14 protein-coding genes and 1 pseudogene are annotated in these 17,659 nt (G+C 55.5%); 8 read left to right on the top strand and 7 right to left on the bottom strand.

Going from position 1 to position 17,659, the window contains the following annotated elements; genetic code table 11:
• The first annotated feature begins 21 nt into the window (after positions 1-21).
• The 4 genes from GC165_08645 to GC165_08660 all read left to right on the top strand — a co-directional run bounded on the left by GC165_08645 (position 22) and on the right by GC165_08660 (position 4,076).
• Positions 22-1,185: a tetratricopeptide repeat protein gene (locus GC165_08645; protein ID MBI1332935.1), complete on the top strand. Its 1,164-nt coding sequence runs from the start codon at positions 22-24 to the stop codon at positions 1,183-1,185.
• Positions 1,185-2,705, top strand: a complete 1,521-nt coding sequence (locus tag GC165_08650; GenBank protein MBI1332936.1) for a hypothetical protein — start codon at positions 1,185-1,187, stop codon at positions 2,703-2,705. Before GC165_08645 ends, GC165_08650 begins: the two co-directional genes overlap by 1 nt.
• Positions 2,677-3,306 (top strand): hypothetical protein, encoded by a 630-nt coding sequence (locus GC165_08655; protein MBI1332937.1) that lies wholly within the window; start codon positions 2,677-2,679, stop codon positions 3,304-3,306. The genes GC165_08650 and GC165_08655 overlap by 29 nt, the downstream gene beginning before the upstream one ends.
• 110 nt (positions 3,307-3,416) lie before the next feature.
• On the top strand, positions 3,417-4,076 hold the full coding sequence (locus GC165_08660; GenBank protein ID MBI1332938.1) for a hypothetical protein: 660 nt from the start codon (positions 3,417-3,419) through the stop codon (positions 4,074-4,076).
• A gap of 309 nt (positions 4,077-4,385) precedes the next feature.
• On the opposite strand, the gene GC165_08665 is transcribed toward GC165_08660, so the two are convergent.
• From GC165_08665 to GC165_08675, 3 genes are all read right to left on the bottom strand, one after another.
• Complete coding sequence (locus tag GC165_08665; protein ID MBI1332939.1) at positions 4,386-5,387, bottom strand: hypothetical protein; 1,002 nt, start codon at positions 5,385-5,387, stop codon at positions 4,386-4,388.
• A 100-nt stretch (positions 5,388-5,487) separates the two neighbouring features.
• Complete coding sequence (locus GC165_08670) at positions 5,488-6,078, bottom strand: hypothetical protein (protein MBI1332940.1); 591 nt, start codon at positions 6,076-6,078, stop codon at positions 5,488-5,490.
• Between the two features lie 104 nt (positions 6,079-6,182).
• Positions 6,183-6,791, bottom strand: a complete 609-nt coding sequence (locus GC165_08675) for a hypothetical protein (GenBank protein ID MBI1332941.1) — start codon at positions 6,789-6,791, stop codon at positions 6,183-6,185.
• Between the two features lie 559 nt (positions 6,792-7,350).
• Between GC165_08675 and GC165_08680 the strand changes: the two genes are divergently transcribed.
• On the top strand, positions 7,351-7,959 hold the full coding sequence (locus GC165_08680; GenBank protein MBI1332942.1) for a hypothetical protein: 609 nt from the start codon (positions 7,351-7,353) through the stop codon (positions 7,957-7,959).
• Positions 7,960-8,019: 60 nt separating this feature from the next.
• Here the strand turns inward: GC165_08680 and GC165_08685 are convergent, their stop codons facing one another.
• Together GC165_08685 and GC165_08690 are read right to left on the bottom strand one after the other, a co-directional pair.
• On the bottom strand, positions 8,020-10,692 hold the full coding sequence (locus GC165_08685; GenBank protein MBI1332943.1) for a pyruvate, phosphate dikinase: 2,673 nt from the start codon (positions 10,690-10,692) through the stop codon (positions 8,020-8,022).
• A gap of 303 nt (positions 10,693-10,995) precedes the next feature.
• Complete coding sequence (locus GC165_08690) at positions 10,996-12,153, bottom strand: PDZ domain-containing protein (protein ID MBI1332944.1); 1,158 nt, start codon at positions 12,151-12,153, stop codon at positions 10,996-10,998.
• Positions 12,154-12,437: 284 nt separating this feature from the next.
• Here GC165_08690 and GC165_08695 point away from each other — a divergent pair, with 284 nt between their 5' ends.
• The 3 genes and pseudogenes from GC165_08695 to GC165_08705 all read left to right on the top strand — a co-directional run bounded on the left by GC165_08695 (position 12,438) and on the right by GC165_08705 (position 15,297).
• Positions 12,438-12,767, top strand: a complete 330-nt coding sequence (locus GC165_08695) for a hypothetical protein (protein MBI1332945.1) — start codon at positions 12,438-12,440, stop codon at positions 12,765-12,767.
• 57 nt (positions 12,768-12,824) lie between these two features.
• Positions 12,825-13,517: pseudogene (locus GC165_08700) on the top strand (hypothetical protein).
• Between the two features lie 667 nt (positions 13,518-14,184).
• Positions 14,185-15,297: a hypothetical protein gene (locus GC165_08705; protein ID MBI1332946.1), complete on the top strand. Its 1,113-nt coding sequence runs from the start codon at positions 14,185-14,187 to the stop codon at positions 15,295-15,297.
• Here the strand turns inward: GC165_08705 and GC165_08710 are convergent.
• Positions 15,285-16,160 carry an A/G-specific adenine glycosylase gene (locus GC165_08710; protein MBI1332947.1) on the bottom strand — a complete coding sequence of 292 codons (876 nt, stop codon included), beginning with the start codon at positions 16,158-16,160 and terminating at the stop codon, positions 15,285-15,287. The genes GC165_08705 and GC165_08710 overlap by 13 nt on opposite strands.
• 99 nt (positions 16,161-16,259) lie before the next feature.
• Entirely contained in the window at positions 16,260-17,315 is a 1,056-nt protein-coding gene (locus tag GC165_08715) for a glycosyltransferase (protein ID MBI1332948.1), read from the bottom strand.
• Positions 17,316-17,659 lie beyond the last annotated feature (344 nt).

Here is a 17,659-nt window from a genome sequence, read left to right on the forward strand (position 1 = left end):
TAGGGGGAGACACACAGACTTATGGTTGCATGTCCCAAGTGCGTGACAAATAACACGCTCGATAGCACGTTTTGCAAAAAGTGCGGCGCAATTCTGCCGGTGGCCGTCATCGAGGAAGAGCAGGAAAAGCTGAAGGAAATCGTCGGCAAAGGAATGGAGAGCTATCAGGCCGGAAACTTGGACGAAGCGCTGTCCATCGCCGATCACTCCATTCTCACGAATCCGAGCTACGGCGAAGCCTACGCCCTGAAGGGCCTGATCCACGAGCGACGCGGCGAATACGCTGAAGCGCTTGACTCCTACGAGACCGTCGTAGCCCTCAACCCCGACTCCACCATCGACAAGATCAAGCTGAACCAGCTTCGAAACGCGTTCGCCCAGCGCCAAGCGGGCGAGCCTAAAGTCGATAAGAAAGGTGCGCTGGCCATCGCGGCATCCGCCACCCTCTTCTTCATCGCCATCGGCTTCATCGCCAACGGCATTATCCAGAATTCGAATACCACCAAGCAGGCCCAGGCGACCAACCAACCGGTTCAGAATCAGCCGCTAACGAACGCGGCGAACCAGACCAACGTGCAGCCGAACCAATCGACGGCGAATCAGCCGCTGACCAATCCACAGCAGAACCAGCAGCGTGGACCTCAGCCCGGCGACGTGCCCAACCTTGGCAATCCGGACAACAATCCAACTGCGGACCGCAACCCGCATATGACCACCCGCTTCAAGCCGGATCGCAATAGCGGTTTTGACGATGGCGGCGTAACGCCGATCATCATCGACAATCCGAATGGCAGCGGCCTTCCGACTGCCGATGGAGAGATCGGTGGACCGGCTACTAGGCCGAAGAACCCTGACCCAGGCATTGACCCGAAACCAGATCCAGTCAACGCTTCAAACAAGACGACCCCAGAACCGCCCAAGGAAGCACCAGGCACCTACGACATCTCGGTCTCGACAAAGGCTGGCGCAGGCGGCGGGTCGACTGCCAAATCGAGCTCGGGTCGAAGCTACTACCAACAGGCCACTACCTTTGCCCGATCCGGCAAAACCGCCCAGGCGCGAGAGGCCTATCAGCGGGCGATCGACGCCTACCAAAAGGATATCAACAGTGGCACTGGCGATAAGGAAGCCGCCCAAGCAGGCATCAACACCTGCAAGCAGGCTCTGAAAAACCTGAAAGATTAATGCGAATCGTCCTCACGTTTGGGCTCCTCTTCGGAGCGGCAATGGCGCGCGCCCAAGCTCCCCTCTGTTTGGTGGGCCAGCCGCCCGCAGTCAATGGATCGGCGATTCTCGACCTCGCCAACCCGATGGCGAACGAGATCGACGCCGTCGGTCAGCTTCACTGCTTAACCTATTCGGTTGAGGACCCGACCATTCGTGATGCTTTCCTTGCTGGCAAGATCACCAAGCCCGAAAAGTTCTATAAGCTGGACGACCTTCTCTCGGCCGCTCGCACGCTCAACGTTCCCTACGTCATCTGGATCGAAGGTCAAAACTCGTCCATGAAGGTCGGTAACGCGAGCCAAAAAGTGCTGTCTTGCCACGCAACGCTGTACCGTGGCGGACGAAAGATTTGGGACGAAACCGACAGCCAGTCGGTTTCGATTTCCGGCGATACCGTGACCGACGCCACTATCCGGGCCTGCGCCAGTTCGCTTACTGTCAAGATGCAAAACGGGCCGCTAAAGGGCTTCGATAAGTTTCCCAAGGGAACGGTCCCGACCGACAACATCGGCAAGGGCCAAGCGCCCATCATTCCCGAGTCGAGCGATGATGACCCGATCCTCAACGATTGGACCGTCATCAAAGAGAGCGTCAAGAACCTCATCTCCGACGGCAAACTCACCGCCGCCGAAATGCTCCTTCGTGACGCCGTTGACGCTGCGCCAAACGACGTCGAACGTCGAAAAGCCCTCATTGACTTTTTGCAAGGTCACCAGCAGGTCGATGCCGCCGTCAAGGCGACCGTCGATGCCGCCGAAGCCCTTGGCGATCCTTCGATGATGGCTCAAGCCGCCAAGATTCTCATAGAAAGCGGCCAGGTTGACCGCGCCAGCGAGATCATCAAGGACTCTATCGCGAGCGATCCCAACAACGCCGCCATGCAGATCATGGAGGCCGAATTGAGGATGCGGGCTGCCATGCCCGACCAGGCGATCACCCACCTCGAAGCTGCTCTCAAGGTCAAACCAACTGTCGAAGGCTATTACCTCCGTGCTATCTGCCGCGCCCTCCTCGGTTCCGAGGACGGCGTCCGCCTCGATCTCGAAAGGGTCGTCAAAGACGACGCGCGTATGCAGATCGACCAGTATGGTCGAATGGCCGCAATTTTGGATTCAGCGTGGACCTACGAAGCCCCGGACTTACGCACTCTAGCCCAAAAGACTGAACTCAAACCCAAGGCTGAAGAGGTCGCCGACGGCATCGACGCCCAGGAAAGAATGGCCAGAGCTTGCATCGCTTTGCTCGGTGAAACGTGCCCCAATCCCACGTTTGAAAAATCCCACGGTATCCGCCTTTTGGCACTGAATTTGCTCATCCAGTCCCTTACAGAACTCCGCCATTACATCTCGTCGGGAGACAAACAGTCCCTCAACGACGCGAATTTCGACATCGGAGAAACCGTTCGAAATCTCGCAGACGCAAAGGCTCAGTTCGAAAAGGAAAGCAAGGATGCAGCAACTTCTCCTCCTCCTCGGTAGCTTCGCGGTCGTCTTCTTCGCCGGATTCTACGCGTCGAAGATCTTCATCGGATCCAAATTCTCTTTCCGCAATCGGAAGTGGAAGCCGGTCGAAAATGCCCGAACAAAGATGAAGACCGGCTCCGCCCTGTACCGATGCCGTCTGCTCTCGTACAACGACACGGAGTGGGTTTTCTCTGCACCGATCCAGCGAGATGTCCACGTCCCCGTTCCCATCGGCGCCGATGTTACCTGCGAGGTCGTTGCCGAAGGTGGACTCCTCATTTTTCAGTCCCAGGTCATCGCCCGCCGGGCCGACCAAAAGGTGATTGTCGTTGCCGCGCCGATGAACGCCAGCCTCGAAGAGCGCCGTCAAGCCGACCGCCGTGACGATGTCCCGATGGAAGTTGTGGTTGGTGGCAAGAGCGGTTCGGTGATGGATCTTTCCCCCGGTGGTGCCCGAGTGCGAATCAAGGGATTCGAGCGAGAAGGCAACATTGTCCGCATCGATCTCCCGTCTGGCGAGTCTCGCGGCGCTACCGTCGTCGATTCTCAAAACGATGGACTGGGAAGCACGATTCGACTCCGATTCGACGAGCAGATCACCATTCCTTCCGAATAAACTGGGCAATCCGAACAAAGTCCCACCGACGGACGCATCCTTGCGGTGGGGCGTAGAAACGGAAAGATGGCCGGATCGTCAGATTCGGTGTTTTGTAAAAGGAGAGAAATATGAAGTTGCTGAGTTCGATCGTAATTTCGAGTCTGGCGTTGGCCGGAATCGCCAACGCCCAACAGGAAGTCCCCACTGCGAAGCAGGAACGAAACAGCCTTGGAGTCCTCGGAAAACTGGTTCGCACCAACCCCGAAGGCAATTATAAATTTGACGGCGCAACGACGTTCAGCCACAACGGAACCCGTGGCTATGTCACCCATTTCGCGCGCTTGCTTTCGTCTAAGCCGGGCGATGTCGCTTTGTACGAAGACGTCATGATGCAGGGCATCAAGTCGTGGGAAGATTTGAACCGGAGCAAAGGGTTTGTCGGGGACATCGCTGGGGCCTTCGCCCACTTCACGGTGATCAATCTGGGCATTGCCAAGCACACCGATTATAAGGATTACCTGGAACCCAACCTGGTGAGCCAGTACCGCAAGTCCCTTGCCTCGCGCGAACTTGGAACCATGTCCAACGCCAAGAAACAGAGCATTTACGACTATTTGCTCGCCGAGTCCGTTTACGCCCAAACTCTCGCCTCGATTGGTCGGGACATGGACGCGGCGAAGGCAGCCAAATTGCTCGGCGATGCTACAACCGGCCACCTTACGGCCACTTTCGGAACCAACCCATCCAACCTATCGATTTCCGAAACCGGCCTCCGCATTTCGATGTAAAGGCTCTGTGAGCGCCCTTCAAAAATGGGTGCCGATGATCCTTTCTCCAAATTCTCCGTAAGGAAATTTTTGGAGAAAGGAAAATCCGCTAGAGGGGCTGCAAAGCTCAAGTTTGCCAGCCGTATTTCCCTCTGGGAAGGTGGGCTTCCAGCCCACCAGGCGAAGCTGGGATTTACCAGCACTCTTGCTCGCGGGAAACCAATGGCCCTTCCTCCCGAGGGAGGAAGGGTGCAGGGATGGAGGGGAATGAGGAAATCGCGGTGACTCGTAGCCCGCGTGGCGTAGAAGGCTGACTAACGACGGAAAGCGCTACTGGTTCGGGTGCGACTTCGACCACTCGTCGTAAGCCGCAATACCTTCCTTCCAAGGTCCTAACTCGTCACGCGGATGAAAATCACCAGCCATAAACGACTTCACGTTTTGCCACACGATGATGTTGTTCTCTTTGTTGTGACCCTTGTCTTCCAGACCCTTGAGGAGAATCGGGATCGCCTCGGGTTTCCGTTGCCACGCTACCATCCGATAGCCCTGAATCCGAACCATCGGGTCCGAATTCTTCGCTAAAATCAGCCCATCTTCCAGGAGCTTGGGGGCATCGACTCCCACCAAAACCGAACTCACGTCGATCAAAGTTTGGGATGAGTGGGACTTCAGCTTTGGTTCGACGAACGGGATTGCCTTTGCTCCAAATCTTGACATCGCCTGAACAACATGATCGTCACCACCGATCTCGATGGGCACCGGACCTCGCGTCCAGTCCCCAAGGAAGGGAGCTAGTGCCGGCAGCGCTTCGGGTGCATGAAGGTAGCCAAGCGATAGCCCCGCCTGGAGGCGGACCATCTTTTGGGGGTCCTTGACCATCGATACGAGGAGGGGCCTCGCGTTGGGCACACCCCAGCGCAGAGCCTTTGCCACGACCGCTCGCACGAGAGGAGACCGGTCCGATCGCATCGAGATAAGGAGCGGATTTCGTTTGTTGGGTCCTCTTCCGACGATGATCTGGCCCAGAATCGTTGCCGCCATCACCCGCAGGTCTTCGGCCTTTTCCTTGGCCGCCAAGGGCAGGAGGTCCGAATAACTGCCCGGACTGCGATGCACCGCCGCCAAAATCCGCGACCGCACGCTCCCATTGGCATGCCGGTAGTCATAGATCACCCTTGGCATGTTCTTCCAGGCGATCGTACTGAGGGTCTCAATTTCCAACGGGTCTTTCGCCAAGCGCCGAACCACCGCGTCGATATCCTGGTCGACTACTTTCTGCTCCGGCTGTTGCAGAACGGCCGCCGTAGCCATCATCGCCCAGATTCCCATATTGTCAGTAACGATACAGGTAGCAGAGCGGTTCCGACCAGCAGAAGTTCAATTTTTGAACGGCAAATCGAAACTTAACTGCCGGTTGAGGAGCGATTGGCTACCAACGTTGAGCCCAAACTGGCGTTGGTATTCCTTCAAAGTACTCAAAGGAAAACTCAAGGATTACCGCCTCATCACCACCACCGTCGCGGACAACGATCTTTTTTCCAATGCCAATTAGGCTTCGTTCATGAACAAAATCGTAGGCTTCATAACTGGTTAGACTGGTCAAAGCCGAATCTCTGTTAATGGTAAGCGGGCAGTCCGGGCAAATGAAATCGTCGATAGTTGGCGACCCAGCTGCCTGGACAACAATGGTATGTTCGCTCGAAAAGTTGATCCCCGTCATTGACTCGGCGTCCGTGGGAAAGAATGCAAGAGCCGTAAAGTAGGGCGGCCTAGCGATGCAAGCGTAGCGCTGTGGTCGCTTATGAACTTCTCCCTGCGAACAGTACGCAGGTCGATAATAATTGAAAGCTATATAGCTGAAGTAGCGCCCGTCGTCGGAAATATCCTGAAGCGTAGCGTCCCCCTTAAGAAACTGTCCAGGCATGATTGCGTTCGTCTCAATGTCCCAAAAGAACAGTCGGCTCAGACCCTTCTTCATCACCACTGATACCACTCCGATCGGAGCATTCTTGGCGATCACCAAGGACGTTCGAAGAGGGGTTGGTACCTGTGAAGCCAAGAGGGCTCACAGTCTACCGATTCAAAAGTTGCTCCGTAGTCTTGAGATAGATTAGATCCGGCAAACTACTTTTGAACCACGAGAAACCGCTCATCGTGACTGGTTTGTCGCTGAGTCCACACGGTGTGATAATCCGCCTCGACGACGATTCCATCCGAAGCATCGATCGTAATCCTATCTAGCTCATGAATGTCCATCACGTAGTGGTCATTCACGGGCCAAGCAAATCCCTTTAGTTTCTTATCCACCTTCCGTTCGACATCGACCAAGGTCCGCCTTCCCACTCGGCGAATATCCAACACCCGAAAGTGATAGTCCACCGTTTGATGGTCTTCGGTTTCAATCATTTCTCCGTTCGGCACATAGCTTTGGCCAGCGACAGTGACGATCCAACTGGAGATTTTGACCAATGGTATGGAGGGATAGTTCATTCCCATAAAGTCAATGCGATTCAACGGGTCATCGTAAAGCCCAGCAAATCCGCTGTTCGGTTCACCGGCTACCTTGACATTGAGGTCTCCAACTCGCTTGCCGTTTGCCAGATACTTGGCCCCAAAGACGACGTCCTGGAGTGGATCAGTCGCTGGTGATGTGCTCTCAAAAGTTTGAGTGGATCGATTGCCGCCGCTTCGTCCATGGAGGGTGAATCCTGACTTATTCTTCCCAAATCTCAAGGATGTGACGGTTTTTGTTGTGGTCGTCTCAGTACGCAAGGGTTTGTCCGAGTCGTTGACGCTTGAGTGGGGCGCCGCAAAAGACTCTCTTGTGCTCTTGATCTCAAATGTGTATACATGGGAAAGATTTGGTTTGAAGCTGATCCTGACATTTTGAATGCCCACAAGACAAAGAACGGATAGGATCATTGTCAAGTACAAGACATTCTTGGGCTCAAAGAGTTCCAAGTCGCAATGGCTCACCAGGTATTTGCCCAGTTGGGGGAGGCAATAGAGATAAAGGGTTCTCGCAAGAATTCGGCGAGGAGCTTTTGCTCTCGAGGTGAAAATGTGTCGGTTGAAAGGTCCCACCTATAAGTCCGACTCAAGCGAGAATTGAATGCAGCAATAACGACTCCGACCGGCCCGTTCTTTGAAAATGTCACGGTGGTGTTCTTCCCAGAGTCGACTTGAGTCATCTCAAATTGCTGAGATCAGGGGCTTTAGGACCCTGCCCGCAGACACCCAATTGAAGAGCGAGCGAACTGAAGGAGTTAAACTTCGAACACTGCTGACTAAAATGGCACAGGAATCCCTCCGAGAGCTTCTCGAATTCTATCGAGATCATGTTCATCAAGTTCGTCAGGACTGGTACCTTGCGTGCTCGCGATGGGCGGACAAACTTGGGCACGGAGCATTGGATGAGGCGAGGAAGAGAGCGTCAGACGATATCGCTCAACTGCATCCCGAATACCTTCGAAAAGCCGATCTTTTAGACTCCAAGACGCCAAATTTACTGGAGCTTCGCAACGGTGCTCCAAGAGATATTGATCGAGCCCTCGACCTCTGCGAAATCGACATCGTGGCTTTTCGAATCGGCTACAAAAAGGCCGCAATCTACCAAATCCTGAAGACGCTTGACCTTTCCGAATCGCAGAAGAGGCGAATTCAAATGTTGGGGATTTCCTATGTGACTTGGCCGGGTCAGAGGCGAGAAATGCGGGAACTCGGGAGATTGCTCATCGTCGTAGCAGACCAAGAATTTGTCCTTAGACTTGTAGACATCTCCGAGAATCCATTGGATTTGAACCAGCGAAGAAAGGCCGACATCCTGCTCTATAAAATACTGAATTCAAGAACGGACTTGAGGAACCGTTTTGAGCTTCCCAAACTGCCAAAGAGATACTAAAAAAGCCCCGGTCTTTAGACCGAGGCTGTTTCTAGAAGCTAGTAGCTCGAAGCTAATTGCTTACTTGTCGCGCTCGGCGCCGCCCTTGGACGCCATAATCGCCGCCTGAGCCGCCGCCAATCGAGCGATTGGCACGCGGAACGGCGAACACGAAACGTAGTTCAGACCGATCTTGTTGCAGAACGCAATCGATCGAGGCTCGCCACCGTGCTCGCCACAGATGCCGAGCTTCAGTTTCGGCTTGACACTTCGGCCCTTCTCAACTGCGATTTCCATGAGCATGCCGACGCCAGTCTGGTCAATCGACTCGAATGGATCGCCCGGCAGAATCTTGTTCGCCACGTACGGCTTCAGGAACTTGTCGGAGTCGTCTCGCGAGAAACCAAAGGTCATCTGCGTGAGGTCGTTGGTACCGAAGCTGAAGAAGCTCGTTTCGGCGGCAATTTCGTCAGCCGTGAGCGCACCTCGCGGGACTTCGATCATCGTGCCGAACTCGTACGGAATCTCGATCCCCTGTTCAGCAACAACCTTCTTCGCGGTTGCTTCCAGTCGGTCGCGGACGAACTTGAGTTCGTTAACATGGCCGACGAGCGGAATCATGATTTCCGGCTTAGCTTGGCCGCCAGACTTGATAACCTTGGCTGCACCTTCGAGAATTGCACGGGTCTGCATTTCCACGATTTGCGGGAACACGATCGAGAGTCGGCAGCCGCGGAGGCCCATCATCGGGTTGATCTCGTGCATCGACTCAACCGTCTTGAGGAGCTCTTCTTTGGCGGGATCAGACTCGCCCTTCGAGCGGCTAACGGCCACTTCTTCGATCAACGTGTTGAGGGAAGGAAGGAACTCGTGAAGCGGCGGGTCGATCAATCGGATCGTCGCCGGTAGACCCTTGAGAGCCGTAAAGATTCCGACGAAGTCCTCGCGTTGGAAGACGAGAAGTTCGTCGAGAGCGGCTTGTCGCTCGGCATCGTCATCCGAAAGAATCATTCGCTGAACGACCGGTCGTCGCTCACCCTCAAAGAACATGTGCTCGGTTCGGCAGAGGCCGATTCCTTCGGCGCCAAACTTGATGGCAAGCTCGGTGTCGTCAGGCGTGTCCGCATTGGTGCGAATTCCAAGGGTTCGAGCTTCGTCAGCCCAGCCAAGGAACGTACCAAACTCGCCGGTCATTTGCGGTTCTTCAACCGGAACGCCACCTTCGATAACTTCACCCAAAGTTCCGTTTAGGGAGATGAGATCGCCTTCCTTAATGACTCCACCCGCATAAGTGAATTGCTTACCGTGGCCATCGACCGAGATATCCGAACAACCTGCGACCGTCGGGATACCGAAGCCGCGTGCAACGAGAGCGGCGTGAGAGGTCATTCCACCCTTTTCGGTCAGAACGCCTTGCGCGGCCAACATACCCTTGAGGTCATCCGGCGAGGTTTCGGCTCGGACAAGAATCACGTTTTGGTTCTTTCCACCCTTTCCAAGTTCGGCTGCCTTTTCGGAATCGAAGATTGCGATACCGGTCGCAGCACCAGGTCCAGCAGGAAGGCCCTTAGCAATCGTTTTGTACTTGGTGCCCGGAGCGATAACCGGAAGCAGGCAGTGGTTCAGGAGCTCAGGATCGACTCGAAGAAGAGCCTGATCCGTCGTGATGAGACCTTCGTTCACCTGGTCAACCGCAATCTTAATGGCGGCTTGTCCGGTTCGCTTACCATTTCGGCATTGCAGGATAAACAGTTTGCCGTGTTCGATGGTGAACTCGATGTCCTGCATGTCCTTGTAGTGCGCTTCCAGTTTCTTACAGGTGTCATCGAACTCCTTGTAGATTGCCGGGTTCTGCTGTTCAAGTTCGGAAATCGGGACCGGAGTTCGCACACCAGCAACGACGTCCTCACCCTGAGCGTTCATCAGGTACTCGCCAAAAACGTGGTTTTCGCCCGTCGAGGCGTTTCGCGTGAAGGCCACGCCAGTTCCGCAGTCGTCGCCTCGGTTACCAAAGACCATCGACTGAACGTTGACGGCGGTTCCAATCTCATCAGGAATCTTCTCGCGTCGTCGGTAAACGATCGCGCGGTCGTTATTCCAAGATCGGAAAACGGCTTCGATGGCCGCCTTCAGCTGATCGACCGGATCTTGCGGGAATTCTTTCCCAGTCTGAGCAATCACGTGAGCCTTGTATCTTTCGCAAAGATCCTTCAGGCCAGCGGCATCGACCTCAAGGTCCTCCGTGACGCCAAGTTCCTTCTTCAGGTGAGCAAAGATGTGCTCGAAGTCATGCTTGGAAATGTTGTCAAATTTGTCGGAGAAAGCAACGTCCGACAGCATCATGATGAAGCGGCGGTAGCTGTCGTAAACAAATCGCGGATCAACGACTTTGACGAGGTCTTCGACGATGGCATCGTTCAGGCCGAGGTTGAGAACCGTGTCCATCATTCCTGGCATCGAGAACTTTGCACCAGATCGGACAGAAAGAAGCAGCGGGTTATTGGGGTCGCCAAACTTCTTGCCCAGGGCGCTTTCAACGTGCGCAAGGGCGGTCATAACTTCGTCAAGAAGACCGTCGGGGAGCTTTTGTCCTCCCTCGTTGTAAGCGGTACAGACTTCGGTAGTGATGGTAAAGCCGGGAGGGACAGGGAGGCCGATGTTGGTCATTTCGGCGAGGTTCGCACCCTTTCCGCCGAGAAGGTCACGCATGGTAGCGTTACCCTCATGAAACAGCCAAACGCGTTTGTTGCTCATAAGGTGAATGTTTTTCTCCGTAATGTTCACAACCAGGCGACGTCGTTGGCGTCTGGACAGATCAATTTCGAAACGACAGTTTACCCGTGAGAACTATAACGATAGCTCCCTTATCCTTGCCTTAACCACCGGCCGGTCAGACGTCGTCGATATGGTCAAAGTCATGCTGGCAAATCCAACATACTTTGTCGAACGAGGTTCGCGAAAATTGATGCTACGCACTCCAAGATGCCAATTTGGCTAGAGAAGCCGGTGAGCAAGCTTGTGAGCGAACCGGGTGAGTCGCAAAACAGAAGCAGACTCTTACTTCACCATGTCTTCCAACGTGAACGTAAAGTCCATCACCTGCCCGCCGCGATCGACCTTCACCGTCACTTTGGAGCCCGCCGCTTGACGCAGGTCCAGCGTAAACACGAGAGGCTCGACCTCCGACGACTTCTTTCCATTGATCTCCAAGACCACGTCGCCCGTCTTCACCCCCGCCTTGCCGCCCGGAGCATCGGCGACTACTCCAACGACGGTCTCTTTGCCGTCTACCGAATCGATTCGCAGACCGGATCGGTCCACCACCAGCGGAGAGTCGAACGCTTTCGATTTCCCAAAGAACGCCTTGCCCGCCTCGTAGTCCAGGGTCATTCGCAGTCGACGAAGATGCTCCGCCCCCACGTTGGCCAGAATCTCAGGGTCGGCAAACGCCTCGACACCGCTCGCGTCCAAGGTGATCTGCCCCTTCGGCATCGAGACGCCCGAAACGTCGAACCCGGGCGAAATCGCCACGTATCCCTTCACTTCGCCGCCGACGCCCTTGCCAACTACCCGCTCGCTCGAGGTTGGCCAGTTCTTCACCAGGTTCTCCTTCGTCACCAGCCACTTGTAAACATTGGTCGTGCCGTTGTTGCCGGTGTCGATCACCATCCAACCCTGCTCACCGGCAATGCGTCCCTGCACCGTCGGATGATTGGCCCGAACCTTCATGTCACCCGACACCTCGTCCTTCGCCGGCTTGTACGAGCCGCTTTTTCGAACGGTCAAAGTGTTCGCGTCGTAGTCAAACGTCGTCGCGAAATGCTTCAAGAACGAGTAGCCAACCAGTCCGTCACAGTGGAGAACTTCAGGAAGCGTCAGCACGACCGCTGCCTCGCCTTTCACCACCGCGTCGCCGACCTGAAATTCCTTCACCGTTACGATCTTCGCTGGGGTCTTGTTCGCTCCGGCGCCGCCCGCCTGGGTGTCGAATCCGCCTTCGATGCCCGCCGCCTTGGCCGCATCCCAGGTCAACACGTTCAGTCCCGCGCCGGTATCGACAATCAGATGCATCGGCTTTCCGTTGACGGTGGCGGTGACGCGCAGATAGTTACCCATTCGCTCTGCGGGAATCACAACCTGGTCTTTGCCCGACAGCGACACCTGAACCTGGGGTGGGGCAAATGCCAAAAGCGCAAAAAGAGAAGCTGGAATCATTTCGCTAGCATACGCGAGATTCCGGCCACAGGTTCCAGTCGAAAAAGACACAGGAACGGTATGGCTAAGGGACGAATACTTTCAATTAAGGCTAAATAATCTCTGTCCAGCCAAGGGCTGAAAGCCCGTTGTAGCCTAGCCCGGGTCGTAGTCTCGAGGAGACGAAGGCCCGGGTAGGCAATCGAGACAAAAACAGTCCAAGGAGTCCCGAGAATCGGGATGACCCGGCGCTTAGCGCCGCCTTTCAGCAAGCGAATAACGCGCGCAACCAGTAAAATAACCCCATGCTGACTTGGGAAAACACCGACCAATTCGGAAATCTCAAGGTCGCCCAATCCAAGGCGACAAGCCTCGACGATCTCGACCCCGATCTGCGCGACCTCGTCCAGGCGGTCCTCACCGATCATCCCGATAACCCAACGTTCAGCGTCGACGTCGCCTACGCCGAAATTGCCGCCCCGCGCGGCGACCAGGTGTCGCACATTCTTAATCTGCCATTCGTTTCGCAGTTGCTCACGTCTGGAGTAGCCAAAAACGATCTCCAACAAGCGATCATCGACAAACTCAAAGACACCGTCGGCGACAAGGCAACCGTCATCGGCCCATGGGACTGAGATATTCGATTGGAAGCAGGTTTGCGTCCGCCACCCCATTCCGGCTAAAGTAACGCTATGCTCTGTTTGCTGGCCGCCGCCGCAATGCCGACCGCGTGGGTCATTCCCAATCCGCACGTCCTGGTTTTCACCAAGACCACCGGCTTCCGGCATGACAACATTCCGTCTGCCATTGCCGCGATCAAGAAGATGGGCCAGGAGCACGATTTCCAGGTTGACGCCACCGAAGACGCTTCCGTATTCAACGACGAAAATCTCAAAAAGTACGACCTCGTCTGCTTCGCCTCCACCACCGGCGACATTCTCGACGACAACCAGCAAAAAGCCCTCGAACGCTTTGTCGAAGGAGGAAAAGGCTGGATGGGAATCCACTCTGCCTCCGACACGGAATACGACTGGCCGTGGTACGGCCAACTCGTGGGAGCCTACTTCCGCACTCACCCGCCCGGAGGCCAGCACGTCTTCGTCCAAATCGAGAACCGCGGCAACCCCAGCACCAACGAGATGCCCCGTTTCTGGGTTCGTCCCGACGAGTGGTACGAGTGGCGAGAAAATCCGCGCGGAAAGGTCATCGTCCTGGCTTCTCTCGACGAAAGTTTCTATAAGCCAAACCCCCAGGATCACCCGATCGCCTGGTGCCACTGGCAAGGAAAGGGGAGGGCTTGGTACACCGAGATGGGCCACTTCAAAGAAGCGTACGAAGAACCGACTTACTTGAAGCACCTCTATGGTGGCCTCATGTGGGCCGCCCAAGGGAGCCGACGCCTAACCGGATCGGAAGACGTCGTTTTCAAGGGTGAAGACAACCCCGACAAGCAGTTCAAGGCCATCTCGACCGGAAACTACACCTTGCTTAGCTTGGTTTCCACCAAGTCTTTCGGCGACTGCCATCTGCACATCGAATTCAAAGCTGGAAAAGGCGCTAGCGCCGGGCTCCAACTTCAAGGGCGCTATGAACTCGAAGTCAAAGACTCAGTCGGTGCGGCCTGGAACCATATGGCGGCAACCGATTGTGGAAGCATCCTCCCATCCCAGGGCACATCAGGTGCACCCGCGTCCACCAACGCCTACGACGGCACGGATAATTGGAACTCTTACGACATCGTGTTTCGCGCCCCCCGCTTCCGCGATGGCCATAAGGTCGAAAACGCCCGCTTTGTCGAAGTTCGCCTCAATGGCGTCGTGGTCCAAAAGAACCAAGAGGTCTCGGGCTCGACCGAGAAGGCTCTCTATACCAATGAGTCCGGCCAAGGGCCTTTCGTCATTCACTTCGGTGGCGGCCAGGTCGACTTCCGTGACGTTTGGATGAAGAAGCTATCGCTCTAGAAACAACTGACCCCCCAAGACGTCCTATAAGAATATGATTCCGCTTACTTTAGCCTTTGTTCTCGCGAGTCCAGACCCGGCCACAAAATCCATGAGTGACCTGGCAAAAACTGTATCGACTCTATCCAAGCGCTCTGCGATCGCGATCTTTCCCACCTACGCCGCGGTCCCGATTCCCGAAGACGCCAAAGAGGTTGACGATATCGTCGATCCGATCAAAAAGCAGGGTTACAATGCGCTCATCTCCGATGTTGCCGTCGTGTATCAGCAAGGCATCCCTCAGTCGCACTGGGGCATCCTGCGCGGCCTGGTCGATGCCCCCGCGGCCGACAAATCGACTTTCAAACCCGTCACGATTCCTGCTTCGGCTGTGAAGGACAACACGATCACCTTCGAGACCAAAGACGACGAGATCGTCAAAATTGGCACCCTGATGAGCTTGGACATGCCACGCCGGATTATGGTCTCGCCCTACTTCAACTTCAATAACTCGAACGACTTTCCCCTAGCGCTCTCGGCGAAGGACATGAACGGTGGCGATTTCGCCCGTGCCTTGGCGAAAGGCCTGGGTGGCAAACTCCAGATCGACAGTAAGACCTACACCATCGCCTTCGATGCCGCCAGCTTCCGAACCAACGTCAGCAAGCTGATCACCAAGGCCATCGATGGTGTGAAGTCTGGCAAGCATCCGTCTCAAGGAGGCGGTGAGTACAACGGAGGCTCTTACCAGGATTATCAGCAGTATCAGGAAGCCAGCCAACCCGCCCAGTCGAACACCAAAGAAGGTCTGACGGCGGCGCTTAATCTCCTCGGTCAAACCATCAATCAGATGAGCGATCAACTGCTAGAGCAGACTTTCGCCTATCGTGGGACCTCGACCCGACTGAACCTGGCCACATTCACGAATCTGCAGAATCCTGCAATCCAGTACCTGCGAGCCGCTAGCTCAGTGGCGACCAACAATGAAGCGGGCGCCGACGTTCACCGTGGCCAGCAACCCGGTCAAAACGCCCTTGACCTCAATAATGTCATCCGCCGGGTCGACCCGAGAAGTCCAGGTCATCTGATCATCACAACCGATTTCCGACTCTCCCTGGAACTGAACATGGCCCAGAACAACCGCCGACAACGCGGAGCCGGACAATTTAATGGTCCGCCTCAGTCGGCCAACGAAGAGACCACCGTCACGATTCAGATCTTGTAATAAAGATTCAACGCCTTTCGATGGGGCGCCGGTAGCGGCGTCTCATTGAGTTCTTCTCGGCTGAGCCATGTTAGCCCATCGACGAACTCTTCGACGCGAAAAAAGCTGACCAAGGCCGTAATCTGGTGGTTAGTCACCGTATAGCGAATCTCGCCCAAACTCTCCTTCCAACTCGCGTCCCCGAGGTTTGGAAAAGTAGAGGATAATGGCAATAGACTCATACCTTTCCACCAAGCCAGATGGTGCTCGGCCTGGACGCCGATCTTCTCTCCCCACACGGCAATAAAGATTTCTTCCTCGTACCGAACTGTCTTTGGCTTGGTCTTCGGAACAGGAAATTCTCCCGTGCGATTGGTCTGGTACGCCACGCATTCACGCGAGATCGGGCATTGGTGGCAAAGTGGTTGGGCTGGTCGGCAAACGGTCGCGCCAAGCTCCATCACCGCCTGGTTCCATTCCCCGGGTTCGGCCCGATAGAGATGTCTTTCCGCCCACTCCCACGCTCGTGACTTCAACTGAGATCCGTTGTTCGGGTCGCATGTCAGGCGAGCAAAGACACGTTCCACATTTCCGTCCACCACCGCGCAAGTCTCGCCATAGCAAATGCTGGAAATGGCGGATGCCGTGTACGCCCCGACACCCGGAATTGCCAGCCATTCCGCCTTGCCAGAAGGGAATCCATGCTCGACTACGTACCGTGCTCCCTCCTGGAGCATCCGGCACCGACGGTAGTAACCCAAGCCCTGCCAGAACGAAAGCGCCTGCTGCTCGGCAGCCTCGGCCAGTGCGTAAACGTCGGGAAACCTTGCCATCCATCGCTCGTAGTAGGGAAGCGCCGTGGCGATCTGTGTCTGCTGAAGCATGACCTCGCTGACCCAAATCGCGTAGGGGTCTCGAGTGCGCCGCCAAGGCAGGTCGCGCTTGTTTCGCTGGTACCAGTCGAGCAGTTCGTGTTGGATGGATTATTGTAGCCGCAGGAGCCGACGATACACGTCGTTCGTGTTTCGGTACATGCTCTCCACGCTGAAGGTCGCCTTCGCCCGTTGCCGAGCATTACGCGAGTAAGCCTCGCGGTCGCCGGTAGCGATTCGAATCGCCTCCCGCGCCATCGCTTCCGCATCGTTGGGCGGGACCAAGGCTCCGACCTCCGACGTAATGACCTCCGGCAATCCGCCCACGTTGGTCGAGACCACCGGCAGACCAACCGCCAGCGCCTCCGCAACCGAAATTCCCATCGCTTCCTTCAGGCTGGGGAATAAGAACATATCCATCGCCGAAAGTGGCTCAAAAACGTTGCTGTGGTACCCAAGGAATCGCACGCGATCTCCCAGTCCCAGACTCTCGGTCAGGGCCCGATATTCGTTGGCCGAATCCCCGTCTCCAACCAAAAGGTAGATCGAATTTGGGATCGATTTCTGGATGAGATCAAACGCGCGGATCGACGTCTCAATACCCTTTTGCGGAGTCAGCCGGGCCACGGTTCCAAAGACCGTTGCATCGAGCGGCACATCAAAAGTCGCCCTCGCTTCCTCTTTGCTGGGCAGGTCCTTGGGCAGGTCCACGCCGTTATAAACCGCAGTAATTCGGTCGGCTCGCACACCCTGCTGGATCAGGTGCTGACGCACACCTTCGGAGACTCCGATGAGGTGATCGGCGAAGACGAAGCTCAGCTTCCCGCTCATCCCGTGGACGGTGGCAACGCTTGGAATTCGTGCAAGTTTTGCGGCAAAACATCCATTGATCGAAGATGTCGAAAGATGCGCATGAACGACATCGATCTTCTCCTGTCGAAAGTATCGCGCCATTCGCAGGCAGGCAAAGGGGTCCAACTTGGCTCGCACACGGAATGGCCGGTTCTTCCAACCAAGGCGGTTCAGGTCCTCGATGAACGGCTTACCCTCGAAGGGGACAAACTGAACCTCATGGCCCGCCTCTCGCTGGGCTTTGGCCAAAGTTAGCATGCTGTGGACCGCGCCGTACACGTTGTTCGTTGCGCTCGTCACATGAACAATTCTCACGTGATTTCTTCCACCACAAATATTCTACTTACCCAGCCATTCCCAGTACTATCGTCTCCGATCAGACCTTTCTTCCACGGCTCGATTCCGAAGGATGGTACTCCTTGCATCAAGGGATGTAACTGGCTTTCTCCAAATTCTCCGACAGGAAACTTGGAGAGAGTGTCGTTCTGTGCGGAATCTAACGGAACGACGAGAGAGGGAAATCCGCTAGAGGAGCCTAGGATGAACTTCCAGTTAAGTTCGGTGTGGAGAGGACACTCTATACGATAGAGCCTGATTCGCAGACCCTGGGAAGGTGGGCATCTTGCCCACCAAACTAAACGAGATCGCGTGACTTCAGG

Source organism: Armatimonadota bacterium (assembly GCA_016125185.1).
Taxonomy (GTDB): domain Bacteria; phylum Armatimonadota; class Fimbriimonadia; order Fimbriimonadales; family Fimbriimonadaceae; genus Fimbriimonas.

Excerpts from the sequence above, each read along its gene's own strand:
- GC165_08660 (MBI1332938.1), top strand. The coding sequence starts at position 3,417 with ATGAAGTTGCTGAGTTCGATCGTAATTTCGAGTCTGGCGTTGGCCGGA.
- GC165_08695 (MBI1332945.1), top strand. The coding sequence starts at position 12,438 with ATGCTGACTTGGGAAAACACCGACCAATTCGGAAATCTCAAGGTCGCC.
- GC165_08645 (MBI1332935.1), top strand. The coding sequence starts at position 22 with ATGGTTGCATGTCCCAAGTGCGTGACAAATAACACGCTCGATAGCACG.
- GC165_08655 (MBI1332937.1), top strand. The coding sequence starts at position 2,677 with ATGCAGCAACTTCTCCTCCTCCTCGGTAGCTTCGCGGTCGTCTTCTTC.
- GC165_08685 (MBI1332943.1), bottom strand. The coding sequence starts at position 10,692 with ATGAGCAACAAACGCGTTTGGCTGTTTCATGAGGGTAACGCTACCATG.
- GC165_08690 (MBI1332944.1), bottom strand. The coding sequence starts at position 12,153 with ATGATTCCAGCTTCTCTTTTTGCGCTTTTGGCATTTGCCCCACCCCAG.
- GC165_08650 (MBI1332936.1), top strand. The coding sequence starts at position 1,185 with ATGCGAATCGTCCTCACGTTTGGGCTCCTCTTCGGAGCGGCAATGGCG.
- GC165_08665 (MBI1332939.1), bottom strand. The coding sequence starts at position 5,387 with ATGGGAATCTGGGCGATGATGGCTACGGCGGCCGTTCTGCAACAGCCG.
- GC165_08705 (MBI1332946.1), top strand. The coding sequence starts at position 14,185 with ATGAGTGACCTGGCAAAAACTGTATCGACTCTATCCAAGCGCTCTGCG.
- GC165_08680 (MBI1332942.1), top strand. The coding sequence starts at position 7,351 with ATGGCACAGGAATCCCTCCGAGAGCTTCTCGAATTCTATCGAGATCAT.
- GC165_08710 (MBI1332947.1), bottom strand. The coding sequence starts at position 16,160 with ATGCTTCAGCAGACACAGATCGCCACGGCGCTTCCCTACTACGAGCGA.